Annotated in this window: 22 protein-coding genes; 12 read left to right on the forward strand and 10 right to left on the reverse strand. The window is 54.7% G+C overall.

The window, feature by feature from the left end; translation table 11 throughout:
* The first annotated feature begins 70 nt into the window (after positions 1-70).
* The 4 genes from hutI to hutU are packed head-to-tail and all read left to right on the forward strand — an operon-like array spanning position 71 to position 5,292.
* Positions 71-1,285, forward strand: a complete 1,215-nt coding sequence (gene hutI, locus ACWB12_RS07735; RefSeq protein WP_479529494.1) for an imidazolonepropionase — start codon at positions 71-73, stop codon at positions 1,283-1,285.
* Positions 1,282-2,820, forward strand: a complete 1,539-nt coding sequence (hutH, locus tag ACWB12_RS07740; protein WP_479529495.1) for a histidine ammonia-lyase — start codon at positions 1,282-1,284, stop codon at positions 2,818-2,820. Before hutI ends, hutH begins: the two co-directional genes overlap by 4 nt.
* The gene (gene hutG, locus ACWB12_RS07745) at positions 2,817-3,602 is read left to right on the forward strand and encodes an N-formylglutamate deformylase (RefSeq protein WP_479529496.1); all 786 of its coding nucleotides are present in this window, start codon (positions 2,817-2,819) and stop codon (positions 3,600-3,602) included. Before hutH ends, hutG begins: the two co-directional genes overlap by 4 nt.
* 19 nt (positions 3,603-3,621) lie before the next feature.
* Positions 3,622-5,292 carry a urocanate hydratase gene (gene hutU, locus ACWB12_RS07750; RefSeq protein ID WP_479529497.1) on the forward strand — a complete coding sequence of 557 codons (1,671 nt, stop codon included), beginning with the start codon at positions 3,622-3,624 and terminating at the stop codon, positions 5,290-5,292.
* A gap of 95 nt (positions 5,293-5,387) precedes the next feature.
* Here the strand turns inward: hutU and ACWB12_RS07755 are convergent, their stop codons facing one another.
* Positions 5,388-7,301, reverse strand: coding sequence for an outer membrane protein (locus ACWB12_RS07755; protein ID WP_479529498.1), 1,914 nt, complete (start codon positions 7,299-7,301; stop codon positions 5,388-5,390).
* 265 nt (positions 7,302-7,566) lie between these two features.
* Between ACWB12_RS07755 and ACWB12_RS07760 the strand changes: the two genes are divergently transcribed.
* Positions 7,567-8,730, forward strand: coding sequence for a serine hydrolase domain-containing protein (locus ACWB12_RS07760; RefSeq protein WP_479529499.1), 1,164 nt, complete (start codon positions 7,567-7,569; stop codon positions 8,728-8,730).
* On the opposite strand, the gene ACWB12_RS07765 is transcribed toward ACWB12_RS07760, so the two are convergent.
* The 8 genes from ACWB12_RS07765 to rpsA all read right to left on the reverse strand — a co-directional run bounded on the left by ACWB12_RS07765 (position 8,727) and on the right by rpsA (position 15,050).
* The gene (locus tag ACWB12_RS07765) at positions 8,727-9,224 is read right to left on the reverse strand and encodes a helix-turn-helix transcriptional regulator (RefSeq protein WP_479529500.1); all 498 of its coding nucleotides are present in this window, start codon (positions 9,222-9,224) and stop codon (positions 8,727-8,729) included. The genes ACWB12_RS07760 and ACWB12_RS07765 overlap by 4 nt on opposite strands.
* A gap of 38 nt (positions 9,225-9,262) precedes the next feature.
* Positions 9,263-9,694 (reverse strand): hypothetical protein, encoded by a 432-nt coding sequence (locus tag ACWB12_RS07770; RefSeq protein WP_479529501.1) that lies wholly within the window; start codon positions 9,692-9,694, stop codon positions 9,263-9,265.
* Between the two features lie 62 nt (positions 9,695-9,756).
* Positions 9,757-10,197: a hypothetical protein gene (locus ACWB12_RS07775; protein ID WP_479529502.1), complete on the reverse strand. Its 441-nt coding sequence runs from the start codon at positions 10,195-10,197 to the stop codon at positions 9,757-9,759.
* A 334-nt stretch (positions 10,198-10,531) separates the two neighbouring features.
* The gene (gene trpB, locus ACWB12_RS07780; protein ID WP_479529503.1) at positions 10,532-11,761 is read right to left on the reverse strand and encodes a tryptophan synthase subunit beta; all 1,230 of its coding nucleotides are present in this window, start codon (positions 11,759-11,761) and stop codon (positions 10,532-10,534) included.
* Positions 11,758-12,411 (reverse strand): phosphoribosylanthranilate isomerase, encoded by a 654-nt coding sequence (locus ACWB12_RS07785; RefSeq protein ID WP_479529504.1) that lies wholly within the window; start codon positions 12,409-12,411, stop codon positions 11,758-11,760. Before ACWB12_RS07785 ends, trpB begins: the two co-directional genes overlap by 4 nt.
* A gap of 9 nt (positions 12,412-12,420) precedes the next feature.
* Complete coding sequence (locus tag ACWB12_RS07790; RefSeq protein ID WP_479529505.1) at positions 12,421-12,771, reverse strand: LapA family protein; 351 nt, start codon at positions 12,769-12,771, stop codon at positions 12,421-12,423.
* A 10-nt stretch (positions 12,772-12,781) separates the two neighbouring features.
* Positions 12,782-13,063, reverse strand: coding sequence for an integration host factor subunit beta (gene ihfB, locus ACWB12_RS07795; RefSeq protein WP_479529506.1), 282 nt, complete (start codon positions 13,061-13,063; stop codon positions 12,782-12,784).
* Between the two features lie 304 nt (positions 13,064-13,367).
* Entirely contained in the window at positions 13,368-15,050 is a 1,683-nt protein-coding gene (gene rpsA, locus ACWB12_RS07800; RefSeq protein WP_479529507.1) for a 30S ribosomal protein S1, read from the reverse strand.
* 299 nt (positions 15,051-15,349) lie between these two features.
* On the opposite strand from rpsA, the gene ACWB12_RS07805 reads away from it, so the two are divergent.
* From ACWB12_RS07805 to ACWB12_RS07815, 3 genes are all read left to right on the forward strand, one after another.
* The gene (locus tag ACWB12_RS07805; RefSeq protein WP_479529508.1) at positions 15,350-16,051 is read left to right on the forward strand and encodes an RNA polymerase sigma factor; all 702 of its coding nucleotides are present in this window, start codon (positions 15,350-15,352) and stop codon (positions 16,049-16,051) included.
* A gap of 69 nt (positions 16,052-16,120) precedes the next feature.
* A complete protein-coding gene (locus tag ACWB12_RS07810) occupies positions 16,121-16,528 on the forward strand; it encodes a hypothetical protein (protein WP_479529509.1) in 408 nt (135 codons plus the stop codon).
* Positions 16,518-17,066: a plastocyanin/azurin family copper-binding protein gene (locus ACWB12_RS07815; RefSeq protein ID WP_479529510.1), complete on the forward strand. Its 549-nt coding sequence runs from the start codon at positions 16,518-16,520 to the stop codon at positions 17,064-17,066. The genes ACWB12_RS07810 and ACWB12_RS07815 overlap by 11 nt, the downstream gene beginning before the upstream one ends.
* Here the strand turns inward: ACWB12_RS07815 and ACWB12_RS07820 are convergent.
* Complete coding sequence (locus ACWB12_RS07820; RefSeq protein WP_479529511.1) at positions 17,041-17,682, reverse strand: (d)CMP kinase; 642 nt, start codon at positions 17,680-17,682, stop codon at positions 17,041-17,043. The two genes, ACWB12_RS07815 and ACWB12_RS07820, sit on opposite strands and share 26 nt — an antisense overlap.
* 100 nt (positions 17,683-17,782) lie before the next feature.
* Here ACWB12_RS07820 and ACWB12_RS07825 point away from each other — a divergent pair, with 100 nt between their 5' ends.
* The 4 genes from ACWB12_RS07825 to ACWB12_RS07840 all read left to right on the forward strand — a co-directional run bounded on the left by ACWB12_RS07825 (position 17,783) and on the right by ACWB12_RS07840 (position 21,525).
* A complete protein-coding gene (locus ACWB12_RS07825; RefSeq protein WP_479529512.1) occupies positions 17,783-18,517 on the forward strand; it encodes a hypothetical protein in 735 nt (244 codons plus the stop codon).
* A gap of 105 nt (positions 18,518-18,622) precedes the next feature.
* On the forward strand, positions 18,623-19,360 hold the full coding sequence (locus ACWB12_RS07830; RefSeq protein WP_479529513.1) for a hypothetical protein: 738 nt from the start codon (positions 18,623-18,625) through the stop codon (positions 19,358-19,360).
* 6 nt (positions 19,361-19,366) lie between these two features.
* Entirely contained in the window at positions 19,367-20,242 is an 876-nt protein-coding gene (locus tag ACWB12_RS07835; protein ID WP_479529514.1) for a hypothetical protein, read from the forward strand.
* Between the two features lie 143 nt (positions 20,243-20,385).
* Positions 20,386-21,525, forward strand: coding sequence for a low temperature requirement protein A (locus ACWB12_RS07840; RefSeq protein WP_479529515.1), 1,140 nt, complete (start codon positions 20,386-20,388; stop codon positions 21,523-21,525).
* Positions 21,526-21,715 lie beyond the last annotated feature (190 nt).

Genomic DNA, 21,715 nt, shown 5'->3' on the forward strand with positions numbered 1-21,715 from the left:
CACCATATGTATAGACATAATAAAGATAGGAGATTAAAGCTGATTTTAGCAACATGTAATTTGGAACCCTATGACGGATCACGGATATATCCTGACAAACGCAACAATTGCGACAATGGACCCAGATATTTCGGGGCCATACGGGTTGTTGCAACATACTGATATTGCGATTGAAAACGGGGCTATCTGTTGGCTAGGCGCCCAAGCGGATATGCCCACGAAATACAAAACCTTGCCGCGACATGATATGGACGGACGGCTGATCACCCCCGCATTGATCGATTGTCACACGCATATCGTTGCGGGCGGCAACCGTGCAAAAGAATTTGAAATGCGTCTGCAAGGGGCCAGCTATGAGGAAATCACACGGGCCGGCGGCGGGATCGTATCGACGGTAAAGGCGACCCGTGCGGCCAGCGAGGCTGATCTTTTGGCTGACGCCTTGCCCCGTGTTGACGCGTTGATCGCTGAAGGAGTTAGCCTGATTGAAGTGAAATCTGGCTATGGTCTGGACATTGAGACCGAGTTGAAAATGCTGCGCGTGGCACGGCGCATCAGCAATCTGCGCCCGATCAGAGTGTGCACAACATTTCTAGGGGCGCATGCGGTGCCTGCCGAATTTAGCGGCGATGCAGATGGCTATATCGATCAGGTTTGCATCCCTGCCCTGCGTGCCGCCCATGCCGAGGGGCTGGTGGATGCGGTGGACGGGTTTTGCGAGGGCATCGCATTTTCCCCGCCCCAAATTGCGCGAGTTTTTGATGTAGCGGTTGATCTGGGCTTGCCCGTTAAATTACACGCAGAACAACTGTCGAATTTGGGCGGGGCCAAAATGGCGGCCTCATACGGCGCCCTGTCGGCGGACCATATCGAGTATCTGGACGACAGCGGCGTGCAAGCACTGGCCGCCGCCAAAACCGTCGCCGTCATTCTGCCCGGTGCCTTCTACACGTTGCGCGAGACCCAAAAGCCGCCAATTGACGCCTTGCGCGAACACGGCGTTCCAATGGCTGTGGCCACCGATTGCAACCCCGGCTCCTCGCCGATTTCATCGCTACTGCTGTCGATGAACATGGCCTGCACCCTGTTTGGCATGACACCCGAGGAGACCTTGGCAGGCACCACCCGCAACGCGGCGCGCGCGTTAGGCATTAATGATAGCGGGATGGTCAAAACAGGCCTGCGGGCCGATCTGGCCGTCTGGAATGTCAAACATCCGTCCGAGTTGTCCTATCGCATTGGATTTAATGCGCTTGAAGCCCGAATATTCAAAGGTGAGCTATGAAACCGCTATCACTGGTCCCCGGTGACGTTTCGCTGAAACAACTGGCCGATATTTTCTGGAACCAGACCAGTATCACGCTTGATCGAACCTGTCGCGCGTCGGTTGAACTGGCGGCGGACCGCATCGCGGTTGCTGCGGGCGGGACGGTGCCGGTTTATGGCGTCAACACCGGTTTTGGCAAACTCGCCAGCATTAAAATTGCACCGGAAGATGCCGCCACCCTGCAGCGAAATCTGATCCTCAGCCATTGCTGCGGGGTTGGGGATGCCATTCCAACCCATATGGTTCGACTGATGATGTCGCTGAAGCTGCTGTCCTTTGGCCGCGGCGCATCCGGCGTTGGTTGGGACCGGATTGAACTGCTGGAAACCATGCTGGAACGCGGCGTCACCCCCGTTATTCCGGCCCAAGGCTCGGTCGGGGCCTCCGGTGATCTGGCCCCGCTGGCGCATATGACGGCGGTGCTGATCGGCGAAGGACAGGCAGAATATGACGGGCGAGTCATGTCTGGTGAACAGGCGCTAAAGGCGGCTGGCCTGACCCCCATCATCCTTGGCCCCAAGGAAGGGCTGGCCTTTATCAACGGCACCCAGTTTTCCACTGCATTCGCGCTGGCAGGGTTGTTTCAGGCGTGGCGCGCGGCGCAAAATGCGCTGGTTACTTCCGCCATGTCGACAGACGCGATCATGGGGTCAACGGCCCCGACTCAGCCCGCAATCCATGCCCTGCGCGGCCACCGTGGCCAAATCGAGGTGGCAGCGGCCATTCGTGGCCTGCTGGATGGATCGATCATTCGCCAAAGCCATTTAAAGGACGACACCCGCGTGCAAGACCCCTACTGCATTCGTTGCCAGCCACAGGTGACCGGTGCCGCGATGGATGTGCTGCGCCAAGCCGCCGCCACCCTTGAAATCGAGGCCAACGCCGCCACCGACAACCCGCTGGTTCTGGTGGACGCCGATATGATCGTATCAGGCGGGAATTTCCACGCCGAACCCGTAGGCTTTGCCGCCGATATGATCGCACTGGGACTGGCCGAAATCGGCGCCATCGCACAGCGGCGCGTCGCACTTATGGTTGATCCGACCCTTAGCCACGACTTGCCGCCGTTTTTAACCCCCAATCCGGGCCTAAATTCCGGCCTGATGATTGCCGAAGTCACCACCGCCGCCCTGATGTCTGAAAACAAACATCTGGCCAACCCCTGCGTGACCGACAGCACCCCGACCAGCGCCAATCAGGAAGACCATGTTTCCATGGCAGCCCACGGGGCGCGGCGCCTGCAGCAGATGGTGCGAAACCTGAACTACATTCTGGGGGTCGAACTGTTATGCGCCGCCCAAGGGGTGGAATTTCGCGCACCTTTGGAAACCAGCCACCCCTTGCAATCGGTGCTGGCGCGGCTACGCCAAGACGTGAAAACCATCGGCGATGATCGCTATCTCGCACCGGATCTAGAGGCCGCCAGCCTGCTCATGGCATCGGCCCAGATCCTGTCAGTGATTGATATTCCACTGCCGGACCTTGGCCAATGACTCCGGTCATTACCCATCAGGGCGAGAGCCCGATCATCCTTGGCCAACCCCACGGCGGCACCTATGTGCCCGATGATCTGGCCGCGCGGCTGAATGTGCGCGGCAACGGGCTGGATGATACCGACTGGTATATCAACCAACTTTATGACGGGTTACTACCCACAGCCACTGTGGTTCAGGCGACGTTCCATCGCTATGTGATCGATGCCAACCGCGACCCGCTTGGCGCGTCGCTCTACCCCGGTCAAAACACCACCAGCCTGTGCCCGCTAACGGATTTTGACGGGCAGGCAATCTGGCAAGACGGGCAGGCACCATCGACAGATGAAATCGAATCCCGCCGCCTGACATTCCACGCCCCCTATCACGCCGCCCTTACCACCCAGATTGCGCGGGTGAAACAGCAGCACGGGTTTGCCATCCTGTTTGACTGCCACTCGATCCGCTCGAACATCCCGTTTTTGTTTAACGGCACCCTACCGATTTTCAGCATCGGCACCGATGACGGCAAAACCTGTGACCCGCTGGTTGAACAAGCCACCCGCAAGATATGTGCCGCCGCGCCGGACTATGACCACGTGGTCAACGGCCGTTTCAAAGGCGGCTGGGCCACCCGCCATTATGGCAAACCGCAAACCGGCGTCCACGCCATCCAGATGGAACTGGCCCAACGTGCCTATATGGACGAGACCGCCCCTTGGACCTACCGCAATAATCTGGCCACAAATATCCGCCGCCCCCTGTCGCAAATCCTGCAATCATTGAACAGCCTTGCCCTTTAACGCCAAAGGAACCCCAGCCATGACCGATCCACGTAAAAATTCCCGCGATGTTTACCCGCCAACCGGCACCACACTGAACGCCAAAAGCTGGCAGACCGAGGCGCCTTTGCGGATGCTGATGAACAACCTGCATCCGGATGTTGCCGAGAACCCGCACGAGTTGGTGGTGTACGGCGGCATTGGGCGGGCGGCACGCACATGGCAGGATTTTGACATGATGGTCGAGACCCTGAAAACACTGGAAGACGATGAAACCATGTTGGTGCAATCGGGCAAACCCGTGGGCGTCTTTCGCACCCACTCGGACGCGCCGCGAGTGCTGATTGCCAACTCCAATCTGGTGCCACATTGGGCGACTTGGGATCACTTCAATGATCTCGATAAAAAGGGTCTGATGATGTATGGCCAGATGACCGCCGGGTCATGGATTTACATCGGAACCCAAGGCATCGTGCAGGGCACTTATGAAACTTTTGTCGAGGCGGGCCGCCAGCATTACGATGGCAACCTGACCGGCAAGTGGGTATTGACCGCAGGGCTTGGCGGTATGGGCGGGGCACAACCGCTGGCAGCCGTGATGGCAGGCGCCTGTTGTCTGGCCGTGGAATGCGACGAAACCCGCGCCGATTTTCGCATGCGCACGCGCTATGTCGATGAAAAAACCTCGTCACTGGACGAGGCCCTAGCAATGATCGACAAATGGTGCGCTGCGGGCGAAGCGAAATCAGTGGCGCTGATCGGCAACGCCGCTGATGTGTTCCCTGAAATTTACAAACGCGGCGTCCGTCCGGATATGGTGACCGACCAAACCAGCGCCCATGACCCGATCCACGGCTATCTACCCCAAGGCTGGAGCGTCTCCCAGTGGCAGGCGATGCAGGAAAGTGACCCGAAAGCGGTGGAAAAGGCGGCCAAGGCCAGCATGAAGGTCCATGTGGCTGCGATGGTTGATTTTCACAACGCCGGTGTGCCGACATTCGATTATGGCAACAACATCCGGCAGGTCGCACTGGATGAGGGGTTGGAAAACGCGTTTGATTTTCCAGGCTTTGTGCCCGCCTACATCCGCCCGCTATTCTGCCGTGGCATTGGCCCGTTTCGCTGGGTGGCGTTGTCAGGCGATCCCGAAGATATTTACAAAACCGATGCCAAGGTGAAAGAGCTGGTGGGCGACTCGCATCTGCACAACTGGCTGGATATGGCCCGCGAACGGATCGCGTTTCAGGGCTTGCCCGCACGGATTTGCTGGGTCGGTCTGGGGATCAGAAACAAGCTGGGGCTGGCGTTTAACGAAATGGTGCGCAACGGCGAATTGTCGGCCCCCGTGGTGATTGGCCGCGATCATCTGGACAGTGGCTCGGTCGCCTCCCCCAACCGCGAAACCGAAGCGATGAAGGATGGATCAGACGCGGTTTCGGACTGGCCGTTGCTGAACGCGCTGCTGAACACCGCCAGCGGGGCGACATGGGTTTCGCTGCATCATGGTGGTGGTGTTGGCATGGGGTTTTCGCAGCATTCCGGTATGGTGATTTGCTGTGATGGCTCGGCGGATGCCGACCGGCGACTGGACCGTGTCCTGTGGAATGATCCGGCCACCGGCGTCATGCGGCATGCCGATGCAGGCTATGAGGACGCGCTTGAATGCGCACAGGAGAACGGCCTGAACCTACCGAGTATTATGACGCAGTAATAAATTTGACTGGCAGCATCAAGAGGCAGAAATTGGCCGCCGATTCCCGTTCTGAATAGCCCCTAAATTTCGGGGGCTATTCAAATATCATCAGATTAGAATGACCAGGAATAGCCTGCTTTGACCAACACGCTGGTATCGCTGCCATTCATGTTACAGGCTCCGCCATCAAAGCCCACCGGTCCTGAACAGTCGTCACCGTTGAAATAGCTGCTTTCATCGGATTCTGTGAATAACACCTCAACCTTGAAACTGCTCCTCTCGCTCAAGGCGTGCTCCATACCCATGCCAACCACCAAACCAACGCGTGTATCGCTCAGATCAAAGCTGTCAGCGTCAGGTGCAGGCAAATAGGCGTGTTGCAGATCAGACTTTGTAAGTGCCAGACCACCGGTTAGGTAAAACAGGCTGTTGCCGGTTGCGATACCTGCACGACCACGAATTGTTGCCATGGCTTCCACGGCTGACGCGACTTCACGAGATCCAGTATCTGTCCGCTTCTCGTCATTCGAAAAGACAGCCAGATCAGCGACCGCGCCGTAAACAAAGCTGCCGTTCTGCCAGTTGTGGCCGATATGCGCGCCAAAACCTGCACCAAGCGAGTTCACATCAAAGCTACCACCATAATCATAGTAGTCTACGTCGGTAACGGTTGCCTGATTTGCCAACAATGCAACATCAACACCATAGTAGGAACCAGCCCAATCGTGCGTTGGCGACAATGCACCAGTACCCATGCGACGATCGTCAGCACCAAAATAATAATTCAAACCGGCCGATACCGTCAACATATCCGCAGACCCGTGGTATAGGTTTCCGTTCGGATCATCGTCGCCATCGAACAATGTATAGGCTGCTTCAACATTCCATGACAGCTTGTCAGAAATGGATTGTTCAACACCTGCGCCAACGGTCAAACCTGTATAGCTGCCGCCGACATCTTCATCAAAGCTGTGCTGGTTGGTAACATCCGCAACAGTTATACCACCCAGTACATACATCAGTGTATTACCCGCCGCGACCCCCGCGCGACCGCGGATACTTGCGTAACTGTCAATACTGGCGTCGATATCCCCGACAGCAACTGAGTTATAGGTGTCCCCCAGGGACGAGGCGACAATCTGTGCCTCAATGCCATAAACCGCAGCACCATCTTGCCAGTTGTATCCAGCTTTCACACCTGCAATCCCACCGGCACCGCCAACATCATAGCTTCCGCCGATGTTGTTAAAATCAATGTCGCTTTGGGCAACAGCGCTAGCGCCAATTCCCATCAACGCCCCTACATATGCGCCCGAGAAATCAGCTGGCGTCCCGCCTGTACTTGCTCCGCCAGACGTACCGCCTGCACCACCACCAAAGTTATAGTTAAAGGCAAGGCTGACGCGGTGAATGTCGTCATTGATCCGCAATGGGAATCCATTGGCGTTAACGCTTGTGTTTTCACCGAAGATGTTGGCGGTATACAACCCGCTCACGGACCACTTGTCATTGATCGCGTGCTCAATACCGAACCCAAGGGAAACGCCAACTTTGCTTGCCCCGAGATCGGGCCACGAATCCGGCACGTCATTAAACTCGGTCCACGACCGGTCAAAATTCGCAAAAGCCAAACCACCCGTTACAAACACCAACGTGTTATCAACTGCCAGACCTGTCCGCCCGCGCAGCGTGGCAAGGTAATTGGCTGAATTCAGGATGTTGTCGTTGGATGCGTAAATTGAAGTTTCCGAGTTGGTCAGGAAGCTGAAATCAGCCTCGATACCGACAAGGCGATTGTTCTGAACCCTGTTATAACCCACCTGCGCACCCAAAGAGCCGCCGAGCGAATTAAAGTCCATCGTGTGGCCGTACCAGTCATAGTCAACATCTTCGTATGTCGCCTGATTTTGGGTAAGGCCCACTTGGCCGCCAAGATACCAGCCGTTCCAATCAAAAGTTTGCTGTTGTGCCTGCGCAGATGCCGCGAAAGAGACGAAAGCGGTTGTTGAAAGAAGTAAATATTTCATAATTAGTCCTAAATTCAAATAGATTAGCCAAAGTGTAAAAGTGTAAAAGTGTAAAAGTGTAAAAGTGTAAAAACGAAATTCTAAAAACCTAGGGGCTGACTAGCATTATTTTGTGCACAAAACAAAGAAAATGCGCAACACATTTTGATTTTTTGGATATGTTGCACTATGGCCAGATGGCTCACCTCCCCCACACCGCGCCGTAACGTCAGCATTGCCACCGCCCCCGACCCGTTGCATCCTGCTGCCATAGATCGGGGGGATCATGCGTAAATTTATCAAATATTCCGTGCGGGGTATTCTGCTGTTGGCCATCATTCTGGCCGCCGTCGCCTTTTGGCAGCGCGAGAAAATTACCCGCCTGATGGCCGTAAACAGCCTGTTTTCACAAGAAAAGATCGTCAATAATTTCAGCCATATGGACACCATGTTCCTGACCCGCCCCTTGATCCGTGGCGATGGCAATGTCAGCCCCCTGCCCACAGGCGCAGCCGCCGATTTGCCCGACGAGGTCAACGACTGGATCAAGAACCGCAGCGTCACCTCGCTTGTGGTGTTGAAAGACGGCGCAGTTGTTGCCGAGGACTATTTCCTCGGAACCACCTCCGATGATCTGCGCATTTCATGGTCTGTCGCCAAAAGCTTCCTGTCCGCCCTGTTCGGTATTGTAATGGCCGAAGGGCAGATCGCCTCGCTGGATGATCCTGTCACCAAATACGCCCCGTCCTTAGCGGGCAGCGCTTATGATGGCGCAACACTGCGTAATGTGCTGAACATGGCCAGCGGCGTGCGCTTTAACGAGGATTACCTTGATTTCAATTCCGACATTAACCGCATGGGCCGCGTTCTGGCGCTGGGGTGGTCGATGGATGGCTTTGCCGCCGGTATCAATGATCGCCAGCACGAGCCGGGCAAAACATGGCAATACGTATCAATCGACACCCATGTGATCGGCATGATCATCCGTGGGGCGACAGGGCGCAGCGTGGCTGAATTGCTGGAAGAAAAGATCATCACCCCGATGGGATTTGAAGCCGCGCCCTATTACGTCACCGATGGTGACGGCGTGGCCCTTGTTCTGGGCGGCTTGAACGTCACCACCCGCGATTACGCCCGTTTTGGCCAGATGTTCATGAATGGCGGACGCTGGAACGGGACCCAAATCGTGCCCGAGGACTGGGTCAACGCCTCGACCCGCGCCAGTGCACCCACAGCGGCGGAGCACATCGGTTACGGCTATCAATGGTGGGTGCCGGTTGGCGCGGTTGAGGGCGAATACATGGCGCGCGGGATTTACGGCCAGTATATCTATGTGAACCGCCCGTTGGGCGTGGTCATTGCCACCACGGCAGCGGACAAGAAATTCCGCGAGGCCGGAGTATCAGATGAAAATATCCGGATTTTTCGACTGATTGCTAGCGCCCTTTAAGAAATATCAACTATCGCATCCCCCATCAAATCATCAATAAACAGGCTTAACAATTGCGGCCGCCCGCTAACGCCTGCTTTGCGATAAATCGCATTGGTCTGCGCCTTTATCGTACCCTCGGATGTTTCGCGCATTTTGGATATTTCCTTGGTGGAGAATCCCTTAATGGCGAACAAAGCCACATCGCGCTCGGCTGGCGTCAGCCCCCATTCAGCAAGCTTATCATTCAGCATTTCCATGAATGCCCCAGATGCAGCTTTCAATTGTAACTCGACCCGTTTTCGGTGCTGATACGCGCGACGAAAGGCGATCGCACTCATCACAGATCCAATCACCAGGCCTAAAGCGGCCGATATTTCCATCGCCTCGTAGATCATCCAGCTACGTGGTAAAAAGGGAAACCCAAATATAGTCGACGCCATATCAGCGATAAAGAATGCTGCGCAAAGGATTTGGATCACAAGAACAACGAGGATTAAGTTTTTATCTGACATAAAGTGAGCCCAAAGAAATTACAGCAGGTATACGGGCATCAATCATCATCACCACCATGATCACCGTCATCTTCGCCACTGTCATCTTCGCCACTGTCATGATCGCCGCCATCGTCACCGCCATCATCGTCATTGCCGCCATCGTCATCTTCGCCGCCTCCGGTGCCGTTTGTTCCACTGCCTAATCCGGAGTTAGATATATTATTCGTGTTAGATGGGTTTAGTAATGTTATAAACTCCCGAAGGACTTCGCCTGTCAACGGGTGTATAATAAGCTCTCGCTCTTGTGTGGCACTGGTCCCAACGATGCGAAGACGCCCAAGCCATGTCCGAGCCACCGTGATATCATCAAATCCTTGCGCCCTAAGCTCGGCAACAACCTTGTCAGAAACTGGGTTGGCAAAAGCCTGGGACACAGCACTGCTTGCCAACATTACAACCACAACAAATAGTATCCGTTTCAACATCATCCAAACCCCTTTTCGCCCCCCTGTATAACAGGAGAGCGAACTTCATTTTACCTTACGCTATATTAGTCGTCATCACCACCATCGTGATCGTCGCCGCTATCATCACCGCCATCGTGATCGTCGCTGCTGTCATCACCGCCATCGTGATCGTCATCGCCACCATCGTGATCATCGCTGCTATCATCCTGATCATCGCTGCTATCATCGTCAACGCTATCAGAATCATCACTGCTATCAGAGCTATTGCTTGTTTCGTCTTTGACAATATCTCCTGAGTTGTTGTTCAATACAATCTCACGCTCACCATTCGGGCCGGTTGCATGAATAGTAGATTTGATCACACCCCGTTTAATTGTAATACGGTCATAGCCCTGCGTTTTCAGGTCGTTGATAACCTCTTCAGGGGTTACCGCGAATGTTGCTACTGTCGTCATCAACAAAGCTGCGGTGCTCGCTATAAGTGTCTTTTTCATATCATAGTCCTTTTTCAGTTTGTTTTTCATCTTCGGTTTCGGGCTGTAAGCGCCCTTGAGACATCAAAAACAACATTTCGACCGGAGTTGATATTGACCCAAGGTTTAAGGTCGATATTTATTCGCCCCTAAACCAAAGGGTTACTCTTATCCAATTGCAATTAAACAATTTTACCAATATTTAACTGGTTATTATTCCTTTGGAATTTCACCAAAACACCTGTGAATTAAACACAAGTTTATGCCGGCTGACCGTAACTTAGGCCAGAAATGCCTTTAATAGCCCCAGCTTTTTAACGGATATGACCATTCAGAAGAACCCGCGCCGAAGACTTTCTATCAACCTAATTAGAGATGTATTGGATCATCCACCGGTATCCATGTCGACACCCAACGCCTTGGCGACTGTGAAAATATCCTTGTCGCCACGGCCACACATATTCATGCAGATCAGGTGATCCTTTGGCAGATCAGGGGCGATTTTCATCACATGGGCCAGCGCGTGGCTGGGCTCAAGCGCCGGAATAATGCCTTCCATCTCGCAGCTTAACTGAAACGCGTCCAGTGCCTCGACATCGGTGATCGACACATATTGCGCACGGCCAATATCGTGCAGCCAGCTGTGCTCGGGACCTATGCCGGGGTAATCCAGCCCCGCCGAAATGGAAAACCCTTCCAGAATTTGACCATCATCATCCTGCAACAAATAGGTGCGGTTGCCGTGCAAAACTCCGGGTCGTCCACCCGTCAGCGATGCGCAATGTTCCATCTTAGCATTCACACCTTTACCGCCCGCTTCGACCCCGATGATGTTCACTGACGCATCATCCAGAAACGGGAAAAACAACCCCATCGCGTTGGATCCACCACCGATTGCAGCCACCAGCGTATCGGGCAAACGCCCCTCGGCCGCCTGCATCTGCTCTTTGGCTTCCTTGCCAATGATTGCCTGAAAATCCCGCACCATTTCGGGGTATGGGTGTGGTCCCGCCACGGTGCCGATGCAATAGAACGTGTCGTCCACATTAGTCACCCAATCGCGCATCGCATCGTTCATCGCGTCCTTTAGCGTGCCACGGCCCGACGTGACCGAAACCACCTCGGCCCCCAGCAGACGCATGCGAAACACATTGGGCGATTGGCGCTCCACATCGTGCGCCCCCATGAAAATCACGCATTTCAAACCAAACTTGGCACACACCGTGGCGGTCGCCACCCCGTGTTGCCCAGCCCCGGTTTCCGCGATAATCCGCGTCTTGCCCATGCGCCGCGCCAGAATAATCTGGCCCAACACGTTGTTGATCTTATGCGCGCCGGTGTGGTTCAACTCATCGCGCTTCAAATAAATCTTGGCCCCGCCCAGATGCTCGGTCAGACGATCCGCAAAATACAGCGGGCTGGGGCGGCCCACATAATGGGTCCACAGATCGTTCATTTCAGCCCAGAAACTGTCGTCGGTTTTGGCAATCTCGAACTGCTCTTCCAGCGACAAGATCAGCGGCATCAGGGTTTCTGACACAAACCGCCCGCCAAAATCCCCGAAACGGCCATTCTCGTCGGGTCCGGTTTTGAAACTGTTGATCCGATCACTCATCTTGCTTCTCCTTGCGCGGCGGCAACAAACGCCGCGATTAATTCATTGTCCTTTACCCCGGGCGCGGTTTCTACACCAGACGATACATCGACCTGCAGCGCCCCTGTCAAAAGCACCGCCTCGGCCACATTGTCTGGCGTTAATCCACCCGCCAGCATCCACGGCGCAAACCAGCGCCTGTTGGCAATCAAACGCCAGTCAAAAGCCAGCCCGTTACCACCAGGCAGCACAGCCTCCTTGGGCGGCTTGGCATCCACCAGCAATTGATCGGCCACATGGCCATAAGCATCGAGTGCAGCCAGATCACCCTCATCGGCAACCCCGATCGCCTTCATCACCGGCAGCCCGTAGCGCTGCTTCACCTCGGCCACGCGCTCAACACTTTCGGTGCCATGTAATTGCAGCATATCCAGCGGCACCGCACCACAAATCGCGTCCAGCAGCGCATCATCGGCGTTCACCGTCAGCGCCACCTTGGCCACGCCAATCGGCACTTCAACCGCCAAATCCCGGGCTTGGGGGATCGTCACGTAGCGCGGTGATTTCTCAAAAAACACAAACCCCAGATACCCTGCCCCTGCCGCAACAGCCGTCGCAACATGTCGCGCATCGCGCAAACCACAGATTTTTACTTTAATATCAGATGCCATAGCAGGCGTTTAGGCGCTCTTATCCAGCAGGGCAAGGATTTCGTCCTTGTCGTCAACCACATCACCCTTTAGGCGGGTCACTTCACGCTCAAGGCTTTTAACATCACGCTGCGCCCGCGCCCCATCGCGCCGACCCTTATGTTCGCGAAACCATTCCCAGACAAAGCCGATCAACAGACCGGCCACAATGCCGCCAAAGATGATTGCAAACAGTGGCAATTGCAGCGTGTTGGGCAATGGTACAAATCCGGCCAGTTCCTCTGGTAGCAACCGAAGCGTCACCGCACCACGATTGGCCATTGCGACCGTAACCAGTGCTACGGCCAGCACAATCAAAAATGCATAGCGAATGTAACGCATAATGGGGGGCCTATTTTCCGTTCAAACGATCACGCAGCAATTTGCCGGTTTTGAAAAACGGCACGTGCTTTTCCTCAACATTAACGGATGCGCCCGTGCGTGGGTTGCGCCCGATACGTGCGTCACGCTTTTTAACCGAGAACGCACCAAAGCCACGTAGTTCGACCCGATCACCTTTGGCCATCGCATTAATGATCTCTTCAAAGATGGTGTTGACGATACGTTCAACGTCCCGTTGATAAAGATGTGGATTATCATCCGCAATTTTCTGAACCAACTCTGACCTGATCATACCAATTGTCCCCCCGACAAATCATGTTTGCGCTATTCGCGTTGCAACGGCAGCTGATGCGCGACTATCAAATGACTATAGGCGAATTTTTTCGGTTTGAGAAACATATTGCGATGCTAATATGACAATTATTTCACGCTAATACGCTGATTTAGAGCGATATTACGCCGCACCTTGCGTGTTTGCGCAATCAGCGCAATGAATCGTCGCCTGTCAGGTCCACCTCGCCCCTTGCCGATTCGCATCAAAAAAGGCGGCCCCGCATCTGCAAGGCCGCCTGAATTTTACCACCGTAATGGTGTGTTTACTCGTCGCCGCTTTTCAGTGCCGCGCCCAGAATATCACCCAGTGATGCGCCTGAATCGGAAGAACCATATTGCTCTACGGCTTCTTTCTCTTCGGCAATTTCGCGCGCTTTGATCGACAGACCCAAACGACGTGTCTTGGCGTCGATGTTGGTTACACGAACGTCGATCTTGTCACCAACACCAAAACGCTCGGGGCGCTGCTCGGCACGGTCACGCGACAGGTCGGAACGACGGATAAAGGATTTCATACCTTCATACGTCACTTCAATGCCACCATCCTCGATCGAGGTCACTTCAACCGTGATGATCGAACCGCGTTTCACGCCATCAGTCGCACCTTCGAACGGATCACCGTCCAGCGCTTTGATCGACAGGGAAATGCGTTCTTTTTCAACGTCGACTTCGGTGACAACGGCCTTGACCACATCGTTCTTGTGGAAATCGCCAATCACGTCTTCGCCACGGCCTTCCCATGTCAGGTCTGACAAATGAACCATGCCGTCGATGTCGCCGTCCAAGCCGATGAACAAACCAAATTCTGTGATGTTCTTGACTTCGCCCTCGACTTCGGTGCCGGTTGGGTGGGTTTCTGCAAACACTTCCCACGGGTTGCGCATGGTCTGTTTCAGACCAAGGGAAACGCGCCGTTTGACCGGATCGATTTCCAGAACCATAACTTCAACTTCTTGGCTGGTGGAAACGATTTTACCAGGATGGATGTTTTTCTTGGTCCAAGACATTTCCGAAACGTGAACCAGACCTTCAACGCCCGGCTCCAACTCAACAAATGCACCGTAGTCGGTGATGTTGGTCACGCGGCCCGTGTGCACAGATTCCAACGGGAACTTGCCTTCAACCACAGTCCACGGATCATCCTGCAGCTGTTTCAGGCCAAGGCTGATGCGGTGGGTCTCTTTGTTGATCTTGATCACCTGAACAGTGATTGTCTCACCAATCGCCAGAATTTCAGATGGGTGGTTCACACGGCGCCATGCCATGTCAGTGACGTGCAACAGCCCGTCAACACCGCCCAGATCAACAAACGCACCGTATTCGGTGATGTTCTTGACCACACCCTCGATGCTATCACCTTCAGCCAGCTTGCCGATAACTTCGGCGCGCTGTTCTGCACGGGATTCTTCAAGGATCGCACGACGCGAAACAACGATGTTGCCACGGCGACGGTCCATTTTCAGAATCTGGAACGGCTGCTTCAGACCCATCAGCGGACCCGCGTCACGCACAGGGCGCACGTCAACTTGTGATCCTGGCAGGAACGCAACAGCGCCGCCCAGATCAACCGTAAAGCCGCCTTTGACACGGCCAAAGATGGCGCCGTCAACACGTTCTTCATCTGCGTATGCTTTCTCCAGACGGTCCCATGCGGCCTCGCGGCGCGCCATTTCGTGGCTGAGCACAGCCTCGCCCTTGGAGTTCTCGACCATCCGCAGGAACACTTCCACTTCGTCGCCAACAGCGATTTCAGGAGCTTCACCCGGATTTGCGAATTCTTTGATATCTACGCGGCCTTCCATTTTATAGCCGACGTCGATGATGGCCTGACCGCTTTCGATTGCGATAACTTTGCCTTTTACGACAGAACCTTCAACAGGTGTGTCAATTTCGAAGCTTTCTTCAAGAAGGGCTTCGAAGTCCTCCATAGATGTTAATTGAGCCATGTGGTCTCATTTTCCTTTTATAGCGTTTATACTGGCCGTGCGGTTGGCTCCGCCGGTCTTTCAGATTTCGTTATGTCAAAAGTGCAGGTTTCTAAATACAACAAGGGCCGGAAGTTCCCCGACCCTGCTCTGCTAGATTCTAACGATCCTTTGACTTGGGCGCGTATAGAGGGTTCGGCCCGATTGGGCAAGGGGATGTTTCATACCCTAATTTGTAATTAACTTCCAAAATCGGGAACCTTTTCACCGCTCCATTCGTCTATACTATGTCGAACGAATTGGATGGGAATTGATCAGTGATGCGGTCACAACGCTCAAATACGAAAAATACCGCCCTCGCTTTGGGGGATGCCGTAGCGCTGGCCCGCGATGGCGCACCCGAACACCTGACCCGCATTATGCAGGCCAACAACCAAAGATTGTTCCGGATTGCGCGCAGCATTTTGCGCGACAACCATGAGGCCGAGGATGTTGTGCAAGATGCCTTTATCAAGGCCTTCACCAATGCCGCTGAATTGCGCGATATGGATAAAATTGCGCCGTGGCTTGCCTCGATTACCGTCAATCTGGCCAAAGACCGCTTACGCCAGATCAGTCGCCGCAGGCAGCTGTTCGAAAACCCCCAAAACCCCGATGTGATCCCGATAAACCGCGTCTTTCAACAGGAAATGGACGCGCAAACCTCCCCAGAGAGACAGGCCGCTATGAGCGATGTTCGACGCATGATCGAGGCTGAAATCGACCGTTTGCCCGATGGTTTTCGCGAGGTCTTTGTTCTACGCGTCATTGAACAGATGTCGGGTGCTGAAACATCCACCCTGCTGACTATAAAACCGGCAACTGTCAAAACCCGTTTGCACCGCGCCAAATCCCTTATGCGCAAAGGTCTGGAGGGACAGCTGGATGCGCAATCCTTGAATGCATTTCCTTTTGGCGGCGTGCACTGCGCCCGCACAACCCAAGCCGTTATCGCCTACCTTCAGAAAGGCTCAACCACCTAACTACACCAAAAACCGCATCACTAATCCGTTCCCATCCGGTTCTTAACCCTAAAAACCGGAGAAAATACTATGTTTAACAAAACCATGCTTATCCTTGGCCTGACAGCGCTTGCCACCACTGCAACGGCTGAAAATGCGTCCCCGATGAAACCCGCAGGTGGTGCCTATCAGGCCGTGTCTGATTTGGTGCCATTGCCCAACCACATCCCCGGGATCGGCACCCTTTTCGTCGATCCAGCCACCCTGCCCGCAGGTCCGTTTGCCGCCTATGACAAGTCGGGCAAACTGGTCAGCACCATCTATATGATCCCGCTTAAAGACATGCAGGCACAAAAGAAATTTGGCGGCCTTGCTGTGGCAGGTGCATCCACAACTTCGGTTGATATGTATTATAATGCTGGCCACCCTGGCGTTGATGAACCACATTATCACATCGTTTTGTGGCATGTTGATGCGGCGACGGCCGATGTTAAATAATCCCACGCGACGGGACGTGTTGCACACTGGCGGGCTGATGCTCGCCGGTGTTGCAATCGGCAGCAGATTGCAAGCGCAAGACACTGTGTTTGATATCGGTATGCGCAGCGATGTAGACGGAGCCCACGTGTGGTTTGACCCGATTGGTTTGCTTGTGCCTTCTGGCAGCACCCTGCGCTGGACCATTCATGAAAACGTCCATACCGCCACCGCCTATCACCCCGACAATGACAACCATTCCCGACGTATTCCCGAAAAGGCCGCGTCATGGGACAGCGATTATCTGGTCAATCCGGGCGATAGTTTTGAAGTCACCCTAACTGTGCCCGGCGTCTATGATTACTACTGCGCACCGCATGAATATGGCGGCATGGTGGGACGGATCATTGTAGAGGAACCCTCTGGACCGGGAACACTGACATTTGACTATTTCAAATCCAAAAACCCTGTGCCGGATTGGGAAGATGTGCCGGAATTGGCCCAAGCCGCTTTTCCGTCGATCGGCAGCATTGTCACGAATGGCATCGTCCGCCGGTAAGGTTATGAGGGAGTCGCCTACCCTCAATCACCTTCACCGCCATAGCCACCGCCTCTTCAATTGCCATCTCGCTTGTATCCAACACCACCGCGTCCTCTGCCGCCATCAAAGGCGCCGCATCCCGCTCCCGATCCCGCGCATCACGCGTGCGCAAATCCGCAAGCACCCCATCGCGGCTCACATCTTCGCCCTTACCCGCCAATTCCTGATACCGCCGCTCGGCCCGCACCACATCGGACGCCGTCACAAACAGCTTTACCTGTGCGTCCACACAAATCACCGTGCCAATGTCACGCCCGTCCAGCACAGCACCACCACCCCGCATCGCAAACGCCCGCTGGAAATCCACCAAAGCTGCCCGCACCTCAGGGATCGCCGCCGCCTTGCTGGCCGCCTGCGCCACGGGGGCAGTGCGTAAATCATCGGCGTCCAGATCTTCGGCCCGCAAGGTTTGCGCCGCCTCTATCGGCTCAACCCCGTCCAGAACCCGCCGTCCGACAGCCCGATACAACAACCCCGTATCCAGATGCGCAAAACCGAAATGATCCGCAATCGCCCGCGATACCGTCCCCTTACCTGACGCCGCCGGCCCGTCAATCGCCACTGTAAAACCCATCGCACCCATTCCCAATCAGCCCAACACGCTGGACATTTCCCCCTTTCTATTCCCCAATGCAGCGAAGAAAAAGCAGTTTTGAAAAGTAAGGCCGCCCATGATGCGTATTCTGATGATCCTCGCCCTTTGCACGTTGCCCACCGCCCCGCGCGCCCAAACCGAACTGACCCCGTGGTTGTTCAATCTGCAATCCCAGTTTAACGACGGCCTCGATACCCCTTCAGACGATCATTCCCTCAGCTGCTATGCCGTACTTGAGGCGGGTTTCACCCTGCGCCGCGAGATCGGCATTGCGCTGGACGCGTGTCTCGCCACCAACGTTGACGGATGCGTTGCCGCCTTCAACACCGCCGGTTTCCCCGCCGAGCGCCTGAACATCGCCACGCTGCCCCCCTGCACACTGCTGGGCAGGCTGGAAGATACCGACATCACATATCTGCCCGAAGACAGCTGTATTGAGCACATCGCCCGCAACATCGAGCGCCACAACATCCCCACCAGCCACGACAGCGATATGTCGTGTGGCCGCAGCTATGTTTCCTGTTCCGAAATCATCGCCATGGACACACGGTATTGGAAAAGCGCCGTCTTGGCGCTGCATCAGGACAAACTAAACACCATCCCGGGTGCGGCGGTCTTTACCGAGGCGGTCGCCAGCCACCGCTATTTCAGCCTGCTAGAGCGCCAGATGCAGCAGCGCATTGATCTGGCTGAAACCACCTGCAACATCCAGATGATGATGATGCAAAGGGCCAAGACAGCCGTTTATGAGGGGTGCATGAGCACGGCCTATGCGGACATGTGGCTGACCCTGAAAAACGACGGCGACAACTAAAATCCATCCTTGCGGTTAACTCGGGACCAGCCCAATGCGCTGGACATTTCCCCCTATCTATTCCCCAATGCGGTGGAAAGCGTAGTTTTGAAAAGTAGTTTACCAATGACCCGTATCCTGATGATCCTCGCCCTTTGCACGTTGCCCACCGCACCCCGCGCCGATACCCAGCTAACCCCGCGAATGTTCGATATGCAAAAACAGTTTGATGACTGTATCAATATCCCGTCAGACAACCTCTACAATGTGTGCCAAGGTAGGCTGACCGCCGGTTTTACCCTGCGCCGCGAAATCGGCTATGCGCTGGACACCTGCCAGACCGCCAACGTCGAGGGTTGTCTCGCCGCCTTTAAGGATGCCGGTTTCCCCGCCGACCGTTTGAACATCGCCACGCTTGAGCGCTGCGAGATGCTGGGATATCTGAACGAAGTCGATGTTCGCGAGGTTCCCGCAAATTCCTGCATCGAACAAATCGCCCGCAACATCGAACGAAACAGCATCCCCACCAGCCACAACACCGACATATCCTGCGGCATCAACTACATCGAATGCGCCGAGATCATCGACAAAGGGACTGAATATTGGGAGGGGGCCACCTGGACTGCATTTTACGAAAAACTGAACGCCGTCCCTAACTCGCCTGATTTCGACAGCAACGGCTCTACCAGCCACCGTTACTACAGCCTGCTTGTGCAGAAACAAAAACTGCAAATTGATCTGGCTGAAACCAACTGCAACATACAGACCGTCATTCCCCACTGGGGCAATGTGATGGACGATCAAAGCTGCATGGGCGAGGCCTATATGCAGATATGGACCCAGTTAAAAGAGGACGGGGGATAACCTGACATGTTCAAAATCGCCGCCATCTTTGCAGCCCTCGGTCTACCTGTTTACGCCGACACGCCGCTCAAATACTTCGGGTTTGCCGCTGTAAGCTGCGGGCTGGATGATCCGCACGATGACACCGATAAAACCGACTACACCGACGAGGTCGCCGATTTCACCAACCTCAATCAGGTCTGCATCGCAGGCACCCCCAAAATCACAGCCCAGCGCCTGCGCCGTTCTGCCCGTCATTTCACCCCGCTCTTTTATATTGAACCCGTGTTCTTTTCCCAAAACATGGGGCGTATGCGCCCTAACAGAAATGCCAACGCCTTATTGCCCTTACTGCAAGATGCCATCACTCAAAGCGGCGTGCCCCCGCGTGACCTGATCTTCTATCTCGCCGATGAACCAGCCCTACGCAACCTGCCCCTCGCCGATCTTGAAACCGCCGCCAAAACCTTACGCAGCCTTTACCCCGACACCCCTGTTATGGTGATCGAGGCTTACACACCAAACGGCCCAGACCCGATTGCCCGCAACATCCAGTATTGGGGCTTCAACGCCTACACCATCCCCGATCCCTCCGCTGATCCGCGTTACACCCGCTATCTGGACCACGCCGCAGCCACCCTTGGGCCTGAACAAAAACTGGTCATGGTGATGGATGCCCAACATACCCCCTATCACCTGAGCGCTGGATTGACCGAAACAGACATGGCCGATGTTGCCCATGCCTATTACGCCTACGCCCTGAAACGAGGCGATGTCGCCGCGCTGATTGGTTATACTTGGGCTGGTGGAATTGGTAGAGATTATGAAAAAGGCGTGCGCGATATGCCGGATGTGGTGCAGAAGGCTCACCAGCAGATCGGTCGCGAAATAACTGGCAAGTGATCTACATGTGAGAAAGAGATAATTGATAGACTCTACTCAACAGCACCTTACATCGACGATCACCCCAGCCCACCTAGACATATATCGTTCCTGCTCATACGCTCGGCCAATTCGCGAACGTCACCACCACAGGAAGCGCCAAAATGAAAATCCAGAAAATTGCCGCCCGTGATCCGTCCGAGGAACACCGCAGCGCCACCATGCTCGAACTGTTCTTCGATCTGGTAACCGTTGTCGCAATCGCCGCAGCCGCAACAGGGTTCCACCACATGTATGCCGGAGGCGACATCCTTGAGGCCATCATAAAATTCACCGCCGTCTTCATCAGCATTTGGTGGGCCTGGGTCAATTACACTTGGTATGCCTCGGCCTTTGATTCCGACGATACCGCCCACCGGATCGGCACCATGGTTATCATGGGCGGTGCGATGATCCTCGCAGCGGGCGTGCCGGGATACTTTGAAACCGAAAGCATGGTTTTGCCTTTAACTGGCTATGTCATCATGCGGCTTGGGTTGGCGTTTTTATGGTGGCGTGCGGCCATTGCAAACGACCATGAATGGCGCGAAACAGCGATCCGCTATGGTCTGGGCCTCGTTGTGTTGCAAATCATGTGGGTTTCGGCAGTTCTATTGTTTGAACCCCCGATCCTGTTTGGTGTTCTTCCGCTTATTATGCTGGGTGAATTTTCATTGCCGGCTTTTGCCGAGGCCAAAAAACCAAGCCCTTGGCACCGTCATCATATCGTCGAACGCTATAACCTGCTGAACATCATCGTGCTGGGCGAAAGCCTGCTTTCGGTCGGGATCGCCATTCAGGCCGCCTATCACGGTGGGAATATCTATTGGCCTTTTGTCGGCCTTGCAACCAGTGGTCTTGTCATTGTTTGCGCCCTCTGGTGGCTATATTTTGAGGAAAACGCCAAGGCCCTGCAGATGAGCAAAAAGGTATCAATCATTTGGGCATACGGGCATGTCATATTGTTTGCATCAGGGGCCGCTGTGGGGGCTGGACTGGCCGTTATGGTCGAGGTTCTGGAGCATAAGGCGCATATTTCAACCCAGTTGGGCGTGGCATCAGTCGCCATTCCGGCCGCGCTGTATCTGCTCGGCCTCTGGTTCATCCATCCCCGATTTGACGCCGAGCAAAGGTTTATTCTACCGCTGGCCGCGGTCTTGCTGCTTGTCACGCCGTTCTTACCATTCGGGGTCTATCTGGTAGCGCTGATTTTGGTGCTGGCGGTGCTGACCAAATCCCGTTCCAAAAGCGCCGTTGATGAATAGACTGACCCCATGCGGCTGCCCCTAGCCTACCCTTAAAAAAGATGGGCGAATGACCGCATTGCGGGACAAGGACGAAGCCGCTCGCGCGGCAATGGCGCTTGTTTTTAATGTGGTGCGCTGTCTTTGGCCGAGTGCATTTTGAGATCTGACAAACTTGTTTGACGATTGGGACTTTCTCACTCGTCAAACA

It is taken from the genome of Profundibacter sp., assembly GCF_056498605.1.